We start from the raw sequence: 13089 nt of genomic DNA, 5'->3' as shown, positions 1-13089 counted from the left end.
AAAGTGGAAAATACGAAAGCTGTTATGAAACCAGCGAGTATAACGATTAAGAAAAATGGCATAAAGAAGGTACGAAAGTTAAATGTAAAAGTTTTAGTAAGGGCGATTACTATACCGGTTATTATATTAATAATTTGGCAGTTGGCTGGCGTATTCGGTCTTGTTTCTAAAACAGTTTTACCAACACCATTAGATATCTTTCTAGCTTTCCAAGAGCTTATTAAAACAGGAGAGTTATTCGGCCATTTAAGTATTAGTGTATTCAGGGCTGCGGCTGGTTTCTTTATTGGTGGGGGCTTAGGAATCATTTTAGGAACGATTGTTGGATTTTCAACGAGAAGTGAGCAATATTTAGACCCATCTGTGCAAATGTTAAGAACTGTACCTCATTTAGCTGTTGCGCCGCTTTTCGTATTATGGTTCGGTTTTGGTGAAACATCGAAAGTGCTATTAATTGCAGATGGTGCATTTTTTCCTTTATACGTAAACGCATTTTTAGGTATTAGAGGTGTGGATTCAAAGTTATTTGATGTTGCGAGAGTGTTAGAGTTTAGCAAAAGAAAACTAATTACGAAACTAATTTTACCATCTGCATTGCCTAACCTTTTACTAGGAGCAAGGTTATCGTTAGGTGTTGCATGGGTGAGTTTAGTAGTAGCAGAACTTATGGGATCTACAGAAGGTATTGGTTATATGATTATGGATGCAAGGCAATTTTCAAATACAGATATCGTATTTGTCGGCATAATTATCTTTGCATTTGTTGGGAAGTTTTCTGACTCTCTAGTACGTTTACTAGAAGTGAAGTTTTTAAGATGGCGAGATAATTTTAAAGGTGAGACTAGGAATTAACATATAAATTATTAGGGGTAATTTATATAGAATTTGTTAGTATACGTTTCAAAATAAATAAGGGGTGTGTAAAGGTATGGAATTATTATGGTTTATTCCGGCTTATGGAGATGGTCGATATTTAGGAACGACAAAACGAGGAAGAGCAGCTGAATATGGTTATTATAAGCAAGTTGCTGCGGCAGCTGATTATTTAGGATATACGGGTGTTTTACTTCCAACTGGTCAAGGATGTGAAGACCCTTGGGTGTTAGCTTCAGCTCTTGCTGCTGAAACAGAAAAACTAAAATTTTTAGTAGCAGTGAGACCAGGACTAATGTCACCTACAGTTGCAGCGAGGATGGCATCTACATTTGATAGAATTTCAGATGGGAGACTACTTATTAATGTAGTAGCTGGAGGAGATCCAGTTGAACTACAAGGAGATGGATTATATCTTGAGCATGATGAAAGATATGAAGCAGCGGATGAATTTTTAAAAGTTTGGAAATCGACATTGCAAGGTGAAACGATCTCTTTAGAAGGAAAACATATTCAAGTTACAGATAGTAAAGTTGTATTCCCGCCAGTTCAAACACCATATCCTCCTATATATTTCGGAGGATCATCAGCTGCTGGAAAAGAAGTAGCAGCTGAACATAGTGATGTATATTTAACGTGGGGAGAGCCACCAGAGCAAGTGAAAGAGAAAATAGAAGAAGTAAGAAAACTTGCAGAAGAGAAGGGGCGTACAGTACGATTTGGCATTAGATTACACGTAATTGTAAGAGAAACAGAAGAAGAAGCGTGGGAAGAGGCAGAACGTTTAATTCAATATGTGGATAATGAAACAATTGAGCTTGCTCAAAAGACATTTGCAAGATATGATTCGGTTGGTCAAAAGAGGATGACACATTTAAATAAAGGTACGAGAGAGTCGTTAGAGATAAGCCCTAATTTATGGGCTGGAATCGGACTTGTAAGAGGTGGGGCAGGTACTGCACTTGTAGGCAATCCACATACAGTAGCAGAAAGGATAAAAGAATATGAATCGTTAGGAATTGATACGTTTGTTTTATCAGGATATCCGCATTTAGAAGAAGCGTATGAAGTGGCAGAATTGTTATTCCCATTATTGAAAAACGAGAAGAAAGAAGAAAATAAAATGGTTGGTGAAATGATTGCTGATGCATATGCATTAAAAAAATAGTGAGAAATAAAGTTTCACCTATTTATTGCTTTATTTTGTTTACTGCCTGTTAATACGGGATAAAAAACCCGCAAGTTATTCGCTTGCGGGTTTTCATCGTAAATTATTAGAAAATATGGTAAAATTAAAGGGTAACTTAAGGTGCGGTTGGTTGTTCAATTATCACTTCTCCGAGTAGGAGGGGGGTGATAATACGTGAGTGAAATAGCGTTGCTACTGCAAGGTGGACTGTTTCTCGTTGCATTGTTAACGTTCGTCGTCGTTTTAATAGACAAGCTCAAAAAATAACAACCCACCTATGCTTATAGAATGTGGGTTGTTTTGTTTGTAAGAAACAAATAGGATAAATGAACAATCCAATCTGCTAAGTTACGTGGACTAGTGTGTAGCCGCACACTAGTCTTTTTTATTTATATACAATTTATAATTGGTTTATGTGATTGTATTGTTCTTTTCATACTCATTATAACACAGTGTCTTTTCATCAAGAAAGGAGACCGTACGTTCTGGTTTCTGTTATATAGTAGGTGCTTTTTCTTTAAACAGCCCATCCATATACTGTTTTAAACTTTGGACATAAAATTTCTGCGTATTCACATTATTTACACCGACAATCGGCGATGGAAGGTCAAATCTTTTTTCTGATAAATGAACGACAACATCAAAGATGTCAAACAAACGAATGAAGCAAAACAGGCCGTCTTTATCGCTAAGTAAAATAAAGTAATGATTTTCACTACTTGTATTTAGCGTATTCCATAAAGAACTTTTGCTTAAATCACGTACAATGCTTTTTTCTTTTAGTTCCACGAAATCTGCATTGGAGAGAATGGTAGAAATATCAATTGCATCTTGATCTTCAAAGTAGCCGTCAACTGCTTGTACAGCGAATGTATAAGCCATTTTTAATACACTCATTTTATATTTACGGTTATCTAATAGTAATTCACGTTGAATAGAACTCGCTACTTTCGTTACACGTTCCTCTTTCCAAATTTCATTATGTAAGGAAATATCGTGCTTTTTACATAGTTTCATAATTAATGCATTAGAATAAAGAATCTCGTCGCTTACTTCGACAACATCAGTCTCAGCAGCCGCAAGTTCCTCACCGTGCTCATTCGTATAGAGTGGGGAATCAATTTGTCTTTTCATTTGTTCAATCTTAAATTGACTCAATTTATGCCTAATTAAAGGACGATCAATATTTGTTGTCATTTGTTCATGACAAGTATCACAAATTGAGTTTGTGAAATAATATCCACATAATATTTCTGGAATGACATATTGTTCACTAAGTTCTTTCGTATCTTTTCTGCAAATGATGCATTGTGTCATTTTTATCACCTTTACCTGCAAATTTGTATGTAATCTCATTGTAGTGTATTTATCGGTATTTTGGAATATTGTAAAGGAAAATATTATGTGAAATTCATACTTATTTTGGTACAATGAAGAGAAGTGCTAGTTTAAAGGAGGCCGTTTTTTTGAAATCAAAAGTGCACTTTTGGACATTAGAAGTGCTAATGGTTGTAGGAATCATATTTATTTGCACAAAAATATCATTTTTATTTCAACCGATTGGTATCTTCATATCAACATTATTTTTCCCAATCTTAATCGCGCTTTTTTTATACTTCATATTTAATCCTGTATTAATCTTTTTGGAGAATAAAAAAGTACCTAGAAATTTAGCGATATTACTGTTATATCTTTTTATCATAACATTAACTGCGGTTGGCGTTGGAATAGTTGTTCCTACGATTTCACAACAGCTAATGGACTTAGTGAAAAATATGCCAGGCTACATAAAAGAGGGAAAAGTATACATACAAGAATTATCACATCATAGGTTGTTTGAATGGTTATCTACACAAAACTACGTTTCCATTGAAACAATTGAAAAAAATGCGATTGAATACTTAAAAGATATACCAAATACAATTACGTCGAGTGCAACGGCTTTATTTGGTATTATCACGAACGTTGCATTAGTTGTATTTACTGTACCGTTCATTTTATTTTACATGTTTAAAGATGGACATGCCTTTCCAGGAAAAGCGGTAAGTTTATTACCAGAGTCTTACCGTGAAGAGGGGCTTCGTATCATTAAGGAAACGAACGAAACATTATCTGCATATATTCAAGGGCAAGCGCTCGTTTGTATATTTGTAGGTGCGTTTACTTTTATCGGTTATTTAATTATCGATTTACCGTACGCTTTCGTTTTAGGAATTATTGCAGCATTTACAAACATCATTCCTAACTTAGGTCCATTTATTGGGGCAGCGCCAGCTGTTATTGTAGGACTGTTCGTATCTCCGATGCAAGCCTTATACGTAATTATTATCGTAACAATTGTACAACAGTTTGAAAGTAATATTATTTCACCACGTATTATGAGCTCGAAATTAAACATCCACCCATTAACAATTATTATCCTAATTTTAGGGGTAGGTAACTTTGCTGGAATCATCGGAATGATTTTAGCAGTACCAGTTTATGCAGTAACAAAAACAGTTGTTTCGAACTTAGTGAGATTGTTTAAGACGAAGAGAAGTAATCGGAAATAGTAAAACCTGAGAAAGATACACCGCTTTTTAAGTGGTGTATCTTTTGTTTATAAAAAATAATTAAAAGTGGGTTGATTTGATTTTATTATATATTTTTTATACATCAAATTCAGTGATGAACTTGTGTGATATAAGGCTCTATAAAACTATGTGGAATCCCTCTGAACTATCCAAATCATTTCCTTACAGCGCGCTATCAACATCAAAATCGACTCCTTTCAATTCTATATAGTTAAACGATTAAAGGTGAGTGTAGTATTTGCTTCTACGATCTCGAATTTCATTAATAACTTGTTTATATTGTCTTTCTTGTTTTAATTCATTTTGAGATATTGTTTCTTTTTGAATCGTAATCGTTAAAAAGAAAAGGTGAAACTTCATATGTGAATTCCTCCTTTCGAATTGGAATTACAGATGACTACAGTAATGACTTTGTCTTTCTTTTACAGAATCCATAGCCTGATTAATTTGTCGTTCATGAAGCATTTCAGACTCAGAAAATTTATTTTTTTGAATGGTAATGGTTAAAAAGAATACTTTAAATTTCATTGGATAATTACCCCTTTATAAGTGATTTAGAAAAGACGAGTGTAATAAGAAGATTGGCGCTCTTTTACTTCGTCCATAATGTTTTGGATGTGTTGCTCACGTAAAATCTCTTTCTGTGAAAGCTTACGTTTTTGAATGGTGATTGTTAAAAAGAATGCTTTAAATTTCATGAATATATTACCCCTTTAAAATATATTTTTAATACATTTGAGTGTAGTATGAACTTTTAATGTCAGTTATTTTATCAGTCAGTTGTTTTAACTGTTGTTTACGAATGATTTCAGTTTCAGATAAAGTATTTTTTTGAAGCACAGTCGTAAAAAAGAAAATATGAAAAGTCATAAATGAATTCCTCCTTTCGAAAAGGAATTACAGGTGATCACAGTAAAGTGCTTGGCGCTCCTTAACATCATTCATAGCTTTTTCAATTTGCTCATTATGAAGAATTTCATCTTTGGAAATTGTATTTCTTTGAATCGTAATACTTAAAAACAATACGCTAATAGTCATTGAATGTTGCTCCTTTCTTAGAAAAATAATGTAAGAGACTAAAAAACCGCGCAAAAAAACCACAGGAAGATACAGTTCTCCTATGGCGGGGCGTGAAAAAGCCACAGGAAAGTATACGACCTCCTGTGGCGAATTTATGAATTAAATGAAATAAAGTACGATTTTCAATTCTCCATTAGGGTGGTCGAATTCATATTTAATTGTCCAGAAAACACAGGTGCAGTTAACGCTAAAGTTAATGCATGTAATTGTAATTTCATCATTTCCTTCGACCTCCTTTTAGAATTTTTTTCTTACGTTAGTAAGTATATACAATTAATGGATAATTGTAAACATAAAAAATGAAAATTTTTAATTTTGATTAAAATGCGTATATTTAAAAAGGGATTTGAAAGTAAATATTGTAATTAACGAAATATCGATAAAAATGGGGGATGCTAAATGAAATATATGCATCATAACATAATCGTTATGCTAACAATTTTTTTATTCATTACGGCTTGTTCTAACGGAGAAAGAATAAAAGATATATATGATGTTAGGTCAGATGATTTTAAGAAATATACTGGGACATACGTTGGTAATAATTCAGATGTGGTTGCAATTATTAATCATTTATCCGGTGTTGGAACAGTTCAAAGTATAAGTTTAGAAAATGAAAATATAAAAGTGAACTATGGTGCAAAAGAGAGTGGAGCTCTTACAGAAGAAATGATTGAGACGTATTGGTTTGAGGAGAAAGATACGATGAAGAAGAATTTTCTCTTTAATGCTACCTATCTAGTAATTTTAGTACCAAACGCAAAAGCTTATGAGTTTCAAATAGAAAATAAAAACTTTAAGATAACGAGGGAAGAAATGTTATCAATTTTGCATAGGGAATTCGATGATTTTCCAAAAGAAAAAGATATATGGGATAAAAATAAAGTTATAAAGTTCTTTAACGGCAATGAAGAAAAAATTAAAATGCTTGTGGAAGATAAAGATTTTCGGCAATCTTTATTTGCTAAATATCCAGTAAGCCAGTTGAAATAATGGAGGGGAGAAGATGGAGTTAGTATACAAAATTTCTTATCATAGAATGCAGGATCTTTATTACAATTTTTGAAAGAAGACATTCCGTATATCCCGCATGTAACAGTCGGAAGAAAAGAAAGTGTCGAATTAGCTGCTGAAGTAGTGAAGGAGATTCCTAGTTTTCATGGGAAGTTAAATTGTGTGATTGATAGAATAAGCGTGGAGCGAATTGGAGAGAACGGGGAATCAATTATTGAATTTGAAGTGCCATTTCTAAAAAGCTGACAAAAGTCAGCTTTTTATTTCGTAGCATGAAGTAATGCACCAATTGCACCGCTATTACCACCATCTTGTAAAAAGATTGGTGTTTTATTTTGATATTCGGTGTAGCTACTAATAATATGTTGAAGTTGTATGTTATTACATAAAGTTGAACCAATATAAATAATGTGTTCAATGTCTTTTGTTTCGGCGAATTGAAGGCTTAGTGCAGTAACGACTTCACCGACAAGTCCTTGCACAGTAGCTAGTATATCGGAGCTACTATTATTTGATTCTGTAATGGCTGCTTTTCCGAAGTTGCTAGCAGTTAAGTTATTATCGATAGGGGAAAGAATACCACCATAAATATCTCCAACCGTAATATCTAGTTCTTTTCTAGAGCCTACTTTTGTTAGAGGGATTACATCTTCAAAATGATCTATATTTGTTAACAATTTTGAAAGTCCCATAATAGTCCCACCGCCAACTCCGGTTCCACCAGCGCGAATATATTGTTCATTATAAACGTAATGGATAGAAGTACCTGTACCGATATTGGTTAAAATAAAATTGCGTATAGCATGTTTTTCTTCTTTTAATATGTATTGGACACCTGCAAGAGTAGCTTTAAATTCGTTTAGCTCTACTATTTTATATGAACTTGTAAGCAGTTGCTGTAATAGTTTCGATTTACCACCCGTAATACATATTTGTTTTATGCCATTGTTGCTTTTAATCCAATCTATTATTTTATGTTGTTCATGCGAATAAAATTTTTCAAAAGTTAATAGCTTTTTTTCGTTAAAATAAGCTATTTTCGTTAATGTGCCTCCAGCATCGATACCGATAGTACGTTCCATTTCCCTACTCCTAACTACGTAATATATTTTCTTATTTATTTAATTGGTTGAGAATAGATATTTCCAACTAATATAAGGAACACTTTAATCTGCTTGATATATTAATAGTTTTTCTATAGTTAAAATAGGCTGGTCGTTTACAGTTGCAATACCTTTACCAAGAATAAAACCTCGGCGATTGCGAGTTAGCTCATAATGTAAATCAAGTTTATCACCGGGATATGCTTTTCCGTGGAATTCAACTCCATCTAAAGAGGAGAGAAATCCTAGTCCTTCAGAATCACTTGTATGTATAAATGCACTAAGCTGAGCAAGTGCTTCTACAATTAACATATGAGGCATATGTTTGTGACTATCGTTTATAAACCATTCGTTATTTGTAATGAGTTTATATCCTGTAACGAATTCATCTTGTTTTACATTTATTACTTTATCAATCATTAAAAATGGATAACGATGGGGAAGTGTGTCTTTAATATGCATATGAAAGTACCTCCAATTAATAATACCCCTGCTAAAGTTAAGCAGGGGAGTGGGAACTAATTTTTAACTAATTCATTTACTTTTTCAAGGACGAAAATGCCGCTATTTCTAATGTTTTCAACAACTTGTTGCAACACTTCTTTATCTTGAACGAGTGCAATACGTACGAAGCCTTCTCCGTGAGGTCCAAATGCGTGACCTGGTGTAACAACGACATTCGCACGATCCATTAATGCATAAGCGAAGTCTAGAGAAGTCCATCCTTGTGGAATTTCAGCCCAGACAAACATACTACCAGCTGGCTTATCGACATTCCAACCAAATGTTCGGAATCCATCGACTAAAGTATCTCTCCGTTCTTGATAAATATCGCGGTTTTTCGCACAAAATGCAGCGCCATTTCTTAGTGCTGCAGATGCCGCTTTTTGAATTGGTAAAAATACACCGTAGTCGGTATTGGATTTAAATTGAGTAAGTGCACGAACAATTTCTTCGTTTCCAATCATATATCCAATACGGCTACCTGCTAAACTATAACTTTTTGACAAAGAATTGATTTCTACGCCAACTTCTTTAGCACCATGTACAGAGAGGAAGCTAATTGGCTTATTACCATCGAAATAAAATTCAGCATAAGCAAAATCATGGACAACGATAATATTATGCTTTTTCGCAAATGCGATTACTTCTTTAAAGAAATCTTCATGGGCCATTGCTGGAACGGGATTCCCTGGGAAGTTTAAAATCATCATCTTCGCTTGATCGGCAATTTCTTCAGGGATGACTTCTAAGTCTGGTAAGAAATCATTCTCTTTCTTTAAAGGCATGTAGTAAGATGTTGCACCAGCCATTTGAATACCTGTTTCATAAGCTGTATATCCTGGATCAGGAACTAATATAATATCACCTGGATTTGCATAAACCATAGGTAAATGAACGAGCCCGTCTTGTGAACCCATTAATAATAAAACTTCTTTATCTGCATTTAATAAAACGTTATGAGTGTTGTTGTAATATTCAGTTACAGCTTCGTGAAATTCTTGAATACCTGATAATGTATACCCGTAGCTCTCTTTCTCACTCGCTGTATGTACCATTGTTTCTCTTACAAAATCAGCGGGCGGCATATCAGGATTTCCGATGCTCAAATCAATCATGTTATGACCTGCTGCAATTTTTTCTTTTTTATAGGCTCCTAATTCACTAAATATAGAAGATTGGAATGCTTTCATTCTAGTTGCTAACGTGTAAGTCATCAAAACCCCTCCTAAAACAGTGCTTTCATTCTGCGTTTTTAATTATTCTGAAAACACATGTTTATATTTTATCATTTTTTTATGAAAATTAAAACGATTGACAAATTTAGAGGAAGTATTAGCCTATTTTGAAAAGTATCGATGTAAATAGCGTAGACGTGTTAATTGAAATGTCTATTATAGGATTCATTTTATATAACTTAAGTTATTTTATAGTTTTTATTAAGTATTTGTGGAAGATTTCTAAAGTGAAATAACGCAGAAAATATTTTCTGCGTTTCCTCTGAAATGTAATCATTTCTTTTTATACGTGCATAATTTTTCAGCTGTCAAAAAGTATACATTTAATGTACCGTCGGCAACTTTTAAAGTTTGCTCTGATGTAAATGAATTACCATAATCAATGTGATATACATTAGAATTTTTGACAAATGAGCCTTTATATAAATCGTCTTTATTCTTTGTGGTTTGCATTTCTACTAAATTTTGCACAATTTCCTCTTTATTTTCTTTTTTGACAACTGTTTCAAATTTATAATATACAGGGCATTCACCATTTTTATTGTCAACGACTTCCCAAGAACCGTATATATCGTTATTGCTGCATCCACTAAGTAGGATGATTAGTATAGGAATTGTAAGTAGAACCTTTTTCATTTTGTGCTCCTTTCTTTTAAATTTGAATAAACGTGCGAATACGATAGGGATATTATAATAAATAAAGTTTAAATTTTTTTAAAGAATTATTTAATTTCATATAAAAATTTAGGAGAAATTAAATAAGCATGAATCTAGTGTAAAGTCAGATTCATGCTAGTACCATAGCCTATGTTATATCTTTTTTGAGGATAAATAAAGAGGAAAGCAGAAGCACTATTCCATTTAATATATATACGCTTGCGATCATAAAGGCTAACGTACCTGCGCCAAATCCTGCTTTATCGAATATAGAAGCAAATGTTGCGATAGTCAAAAAGACAATGGGAGTCAGTAGTAAAAATATGAAACCTGCCACGATTCTTTTTTTAAAACTATGTCCAGATAAGGAAATGGCTAAAAAGTTTAGGATGCTAAACAGAGCAATTGCAAAGAGCAGGACAATAAATACTTCAATGCCATCAGACATTTTACCACTCCTTTTATAAAGAGTACTCTTTATAATCTATTCGAAATAAAAGGGGGATACTCCTTTAGGTAATTTCAATAAACGTAATAAATAGGCGAATTATAGAACAAAGAAGTATGGATTCAATATTATATCCATACTTCTTTGTTTATTTTATAAATTCGCAGATTGTGAATGCTGTTTTTCATAATGTTTCTGCTTAGAAAGGGAAATAGAAATAATCAATAATGAAACGACTCCGAAGATGAGAACCATATATTGTAACCCAATTGTATCTAAGAAGAACCCTGTGCCAAGTAAGACGATTTGGAACATAACCCTCTCAAACATATTACGGAATGAGAAGAGGCGACCGTGATAACTTTTTTCCACTTTCGTTTGGAAAATTGTCGACATAATAGGGAAGAAGCAGCCAACACTAAACCCAAACAAACCAAATGATGTAAGAGCCATCCATTTTATATCGCTAAAGAACAATGACAGGTGTGCAAAAGCAGTACAAATTGCGAAGAAATATAGTAATTTTTCGGGTTTGAAATGATCAGATAGACGTTTAATTACGAAGGCACCTAACATAAATGCGACACCTTCAATTGTATATATGAACCCTTTAATCGTAGGATCATGTTGCATTTCGCTAATGTTAATAACCATTAAATTAAACCCTGCTATAAATAATAGAGGGATGATACTTAATATAAGTGCTGTAAAAGCAATAGGAATTCCTTTTAAAATACGAAATACTTCCATAAAGCTATTGTCTTTTGCAGCTTGTTTACTTGGTGTTGTTGATTTCTTGTCTTCGAATTGTAGGAAGAACGTCGAGAGGAATAATAAGGCGTATGCTGCCATTGAAAAGGCGTACATATACTGTAAACTCATTACAACTAAAAGAATTCCACCTAGTGAAGTACCTGCAATACGAGCGATTGTACCAACATTCATATGTACACCGTTCATTTGTAATAACTCATTCTCACGTACGATGAGTGGAATTACAGATTGTAATGCAGGGAAATAAAATGCTGCTGAAATTTGAAGAGCAACCATAAATGCAATCATAAATGCGATACTTTCAAATTGAATAGCGAAAAACATGAAAATAACACTTAAAACTCGACCAAATCCAGCGTAAAGAAGAACTTTTTTCTTTTCATACTGATCGATGACACGACCGGCCATAGGGCCAACTAGAACACCGGCTAATAGTCCGATAAATAATATAACTGATTTCATGAAATCAGAAGGGACATATTTTTGCATAAACTCAAGGTTGCCAAGAATACCAAGCCATAATCCTAGACCTGCAATAAACTCCCCAATTAAAACAATCCAAACATTTTTATTACGCCACATAACATAAAACCTCTCCGTCTTTTAAAATGAAAAAACTCGTATATAAAACCTCCTTATTTATGTAGTATTTTTATACGAACTTTTTTAGAGTCAGAGTCTATATTACGTGTTTCATAATTGGATTTCAATCTTTTTGATTTGTAAAAAATTTGATGTATTAATTGATGAAATAAATGAAGCAAAACGTAAAAAATTCATGATTAAAGCTAATAGAAAGTAAGGATAAATATAAAAAAGCAAGAACGTATAACTACGTCTTGCTTTTCCAAAGTACAAAATTAAACATTAATTTCAATTAGCAATATTTACGCTCTTGTCCAATAGCTAAAGCGCTAAAAGATAGAGGACCAGCAACTTCTGTACTTGCACTACTAATAAGGTTTTCTACAGTTAATGAATATTCGTGTGTTCCACTGCTAACGTTTTGGTCTGTAGCTTGGAATGTTTGTACGTAAAATTGTTCAGAATTTGTTGATTCAATACCTACTTGTGTATTGAAAATTTCAATGTTATCAAGGAAAATTCGGAATAAAACTTGTGAAATCTCAGTTATACCTTCTACACCAACTGTAGCTATTAATTCTACTCGATTATTACGTGAATCTCTAATTGAAATTCTCAATTTCAAATTTGCTAGAATTACTTTGTTTGGAGAAGAGGGGATTGCAAAAGTTGTTGCATCAGTTTTACTTATAGGTTGAGTAGCTTAATAATCAATGATATGAGTCATATTCACAACCTCTTCATATACTGAAATACGGAAATAGGGATGAATTATCTTGGACAAATACTAGAATATTATAATAGAGTCCACAACAATTGTTGAAAAGAAGCAATTTACATAAAAGCATCAAGAATATATCATAATAAGATGATATTTTTCTTAATGCTTTTTGTAATTAAGCAGAATATTCTTCTTTACGTACTTCAAAAAATTCATTACGTCGTAAGTAATTATAAATTCTCTCAGAAACCTCTTCTTCTTCAGACACTAAGAAACGATGGTCAAAAGCGTAGAAAGATTGACCTTTAATTAATTTTACATAATATATATTAA

General features: G+C 33.0%; 19 protein-coding genes and 1 pseudogene. 6 read left to right on the top strand and 14 right to left on the bottom strand.

Annotated features, from left to right (window positions below):
- The first annotated feature begins 3 nt into the window (after positions 1–3).
- From MR167_RS04620 to MR167_RS04610, 3 genes are all read left to right on the top strand, one after another.
- The gene (locus MR167_RS04620; protein WP_000432136.1) at positions 4–852 is read left to right on the top strand and encodes an ABC transporter permease; all 849 of its coding nucleotides are present in this window, start codon (positions 4–6) and stop codon (positions 850–852) included.
- A 76-nt stretch (positions 853–928) separates the two neighbouring features.
- Entirely contained in the window at positions 929–2041 is a 1113-nt protein-coding gene (gene ssuD, locus MR167_RS04615) for an FMNH2-dependent alkanesulfonate monooxygenase (RefSeq protein WP_000422253.1), read from the top strand.
- A 195-nt stretch (positions 2042–2236) separates the two neighbouring features.
- On the top strand, positions 2237–2329 hold the full coding sequence (locus tag MR167_RS04610) for a putative holin-like toxin (protein ID WP_001289320.1): 93 nt from the start codon (positions 2237–2239) through the stop codon (positions 2327–2329).
- A gap of 228 nt (positions 2330–2557) precedes the next feature.
- Here the strand turns inward: MR167_RS04610 and MR167_RS04605 are convergent, their stop codons facing one another.
- Positions 2558–3379, bottom strand: coding sequence for an HNH endonuclease (locus MR167_RS04605; protein ID WP_000189714.1), 822 nt, complete (start codon positions 3377–3379; stop codon positions 2558–2560).
- A gap of 149 nt (positions 3380–3528) precedes the next feature.
- Between MR167_RS04605 and MR167_RS04600 the strand changes: the two genes are divergently transcribed.
- A complete protein-coding gene (locus MR167_RS04600; protein ID WP_042598065.1) occupies positions 3529–4614 on the top strand; it encodes an AI-2E family transporter in 1086 nt (361 codons plus the stop codon).
- Positions 4615–4854: 240 nt separating this feature from the next.
- Here the strand turns inward: MR167_RS04600 and MR167_RS04595 are convergent, their stop codons facing one another.
- Genes MR167_RS04595 through MR167_RS04575 form a run of 5 tightly spaced genes read right to left on the bottom strand, consistent with a single transcriptional unit; the run spans position 4855 to position 5673 of the window.
- Entirely contained in the window at positions 4855–4995 is a 141-nt protein-coding gene (locus MR167_RS04595) for a YrzI family small protein (protein ID WP_000668498.1), read from the bottom strand.
- 27 nt (positions 4996–5022) lie between these two features.
- Positions 5023–5163 carry a YrzI family small protein gene (locus MR167_RS04590; protein WP_000669805.1) on the bottom strand — a complete coding sequence of 47 codons (141 nt, stop codon included), beginning with the start codon at positions 5161–5163 and terminating at the stop codon, positions 5023–5025.
- 26 nt (positions 5164–5189) lie between these two features.
- On the bottom strand, positions 5190–5333 hold the full coding sequence (locus MR167_RS04585) for a YrzI family small protein (RefSeq protein WP_000668963.1): 144 nt from the start codon (positions 5331–5333) through the stop codon (positions 5190–5192).
- Positions 5334–5361: 28 nt separating this feature from the next.
- Positions 5362–5505: a YrzI family small protein gene (locus MR167_RS04580; protein ID WP_000142727.1), complete on the bottom strand. Its 144-nt coding sequence runs from the start codon at positions 5503–5505 to the stop codon at positions 5362–5364.
- A gap of 27 nt (positions 5506–5532) precedes the next feature.
- A complete protein-coding gene (locus MR167_RS04575; protein WP_000156193.1) occupies positions 5533–5673 on the bottom strand; it encodes a YrzI family small protein in 141 nt (46 codons plus the stop codon).
- 441 nt (positions 5674–6114) lie between these two features.
- Here MR167_RS04575 and MR167_RS04570 point away from each other — a divergent pair, with 441 nt between their 5' ends.
- Both MR167_RS04570 and MR167_RS04565 read left to right on the top strand, forming a co-directional pair.
- Positions 6115–6708, top strand: a complete 594-nt coding sequence (locus MR167_RS04570; RefSeq protein ID WP_242314060.1) for a DUF4825 domain-containing protein — start codon at positions 6115–6117, stop codon at positions 6706–6708.
- 51 nt (positions 6709–6759) lie between these two features.
- Positions 6760–6975: pseudogene (locus tag MR167_RS04565) on the top strand (2'-5' RNA ligase family protein); the annotation flags it as partial.
- A gap of 14 nt (positions 6976–6989) precedes the next feature.
- On the opposite strand, the gene coaW reads toward MR167_RS04565, so the two are convergent.
- The 8 genes from coaW to MR167_RS04525 form a co-directional block, all read right to left on the bottom strand.
- Positions 6990–7811, bottom strand: coding sequence for a type II pantothenate kinase (gene coaW, locus MR167_RS04560; RefSeq protein ID WP_000442496.1), 822 nt, complete (start codon positions 7809–7811; stop codon positions 6990–6992).
- 84 nt (positions 7812–7895) lie between these two features.
- Positions 7896–8294 carry a 3-hydroxyacyl-ACP dehydratase FabZ family protein gene (locus tag MR167_RS04555; protein ID WP_000547637.1) on the bottom strand — a complete coding sequence of 133 codons (399 nt, stop codon included), beginning with the start codon at positions 8292–8294 and terminating at the stop codon, positions 7896–7898.
- A 56-nt stretch (positions 8295–8350) separates the two neighbouring features.
- Complete coding sequence (locus tag MR167_RS04550) at positions 8351–9550, bottom strand: LL-diaminopimelate aminotransferase (protein WP_242314058.1); 1200 nt, start codon at positions 9548–9550, stop codon at positions 8351–8353.
- Between the two features lie 294 nt (positions 9551–9844).
- On the bottom strand, positions 9845–10207 hold the full coding sequence (locus MR167_RS04545; protein WP_000757024.1) for a hypothetical protein: 363 nt from the start codon (positions 10205–10207) through the stop codon (positions 9845–9847).
- Positions 10208–10376: 169 nt separating this feature from the next.
- Complete coding sequence (locus tag MR167_RS04540) at positions 10377–10676, bottom strand: hypothetical protein (RefSeq protein ID WP_001279466.1); 300 nt, start codon at positions 10674–10676, stop codon at positions 10377–10379.
- A 153-nt stretch (positions 10677–10829) separates the two neighbouring features.
- A complete protein-coding gene (locus MR167_RS04535; RefSeq protein ID WP_000269263.1) occupies positions 10830–12032 on the bottom strand; it encodes an MFS transporter in 1203 nt (400 codons plus the stop codon).
- A gap of 295 nt (positions 12033–12327) precedes the next feature.
- A complete protein-coding gene (exsC, locus tag MR167_RS04530; protein ID WP_242314076.1) occupies positions 12328–12726 on the bottom strand; it encodes an exosporium protein ExsC in 399 nt (132 codons plus the stop codon).
- Between the two features lie 205 nt (positions 12727–12931).
- Positions 12932–13084 (bottom strand): YqbF domain-containing protein, encoded by a 153-nt coding sequence (locus tag MR167_RS04525; protein ID WP_074789873.1) that lies wholly within the window; start codon positions 13082–13084, stop codon positions 12932–12934.
- Between the last annotated feature and the right edge of the window lie 5 nt (positions 13085–13089).

Source organism: Bacillus cereus group sp. BfR-BA-01355 (genome assembly GCF_022663675.1).
Lineage (GTDB): Bacteria > Bacillota > Bacilli > Bacillales > Bacillaceae_G > Bacillus_A > Bacillus_A thuringiensis_S.
Note: the sequence above shows the minus strand (reverse complement) of the source record. Positions and strands in the feature narration are given on the sequence as shown.

Bases quoted from the DNA above. Each gene is read 5' to 3' on its own strand.
- ssuD (WP_000422253.1), top strand. From the start codon at position 929: ATGGAATTATTATGGTTTATTCCGGCTTATGGAGATGGTCGATATTTA.
- MR167_RS04605 (WP_000189714.1), bottom strand. From the start codon at position 3,379: ATGACACAATGCATCATTTGCAGAAAAGATACGAAAGAACTTAGTGAA.
- MR167_RS04595 (WP_000668498.1), bottom strand. From the start codon at position 4,995: ATGAAGTTTCACCTTTTCTTTTTAACGATTACGATTCAAAAAGAAACA.
- MR167_RS04590 (WP_000669805.1), bottom strand. From the start codon at position 5,163: ATGAAATTTAAAGTATTCTTTTTAACCATTACCATTCAAAAAAATAAA.
- MR167_RS04585 (WP_000668963.1), bottom strand. From the start codon at position 5,333: ATGAAATTTAAAGCATTCTTTTTAACAATCACCATTCAAAAACGTAAG.
- MR167_RS04580 (WP_000142727.1), bottom strand. From the start codon at position 5,505: ATGACTTTTCATATTTTCTTTTTTACGACTGTGCTTCAAAAAAATACT.
- MR167_RS04575 (WP_000156193.1), bottom strand. From the start codon at position 5,673: ATGACTATTAGCGTATTGTTTTTAAGTATTACGATTCAAAGAAATACA.
- MR167_RS04570 (WP_242314060.1), top strand. From the start codon at position 6,115: ATGAAATATATGCATCATAACATAATCGTTATGCTAACAATTTTTTTA.
- coaW (WP_000442496.1), bottom strand. From the start codon at position 7,811: ATGGAACGTACTATCGGTATCGATGCTGGAGGCACATTAACGAAAATA.
- MR167_RS04555 (WP_000547637.1), bottom strand. From the start codon at position 8,294: ATGCATATTAAAGACACACTTCCCCATCGTTATCCATTTTTAATGATT.
- MR167_RS04550 (WP_242314058.1), bottom strand. From the start codon at position 9,550: ATGACTTACACGTTAGCAACTAGAATGAAAGCATTCCAATCTTCTATA.
- MR167_RS04545 (WP_000757024.1), bottom strand. From the start codon at position 10,207: ATGAAAAAGGTTCTACTTACAATTCCTATACTAATCATCCTACTTAGT.
- MR167_RS04540 (WP_001279466.1), bottom strand. From the start codon at position 10,676: ATGTCTGATGGCATTGAAGTATTTATTGTCCTGCTCTTTGCAATTGCT.
- MR167_RS04535 (WP_000269263.1), bottom strand. From the start codon at position 12,032: ATGTGGCGTAATAAAAATGTTTGGATTGTTTTAATTGGGGAGTTTATT.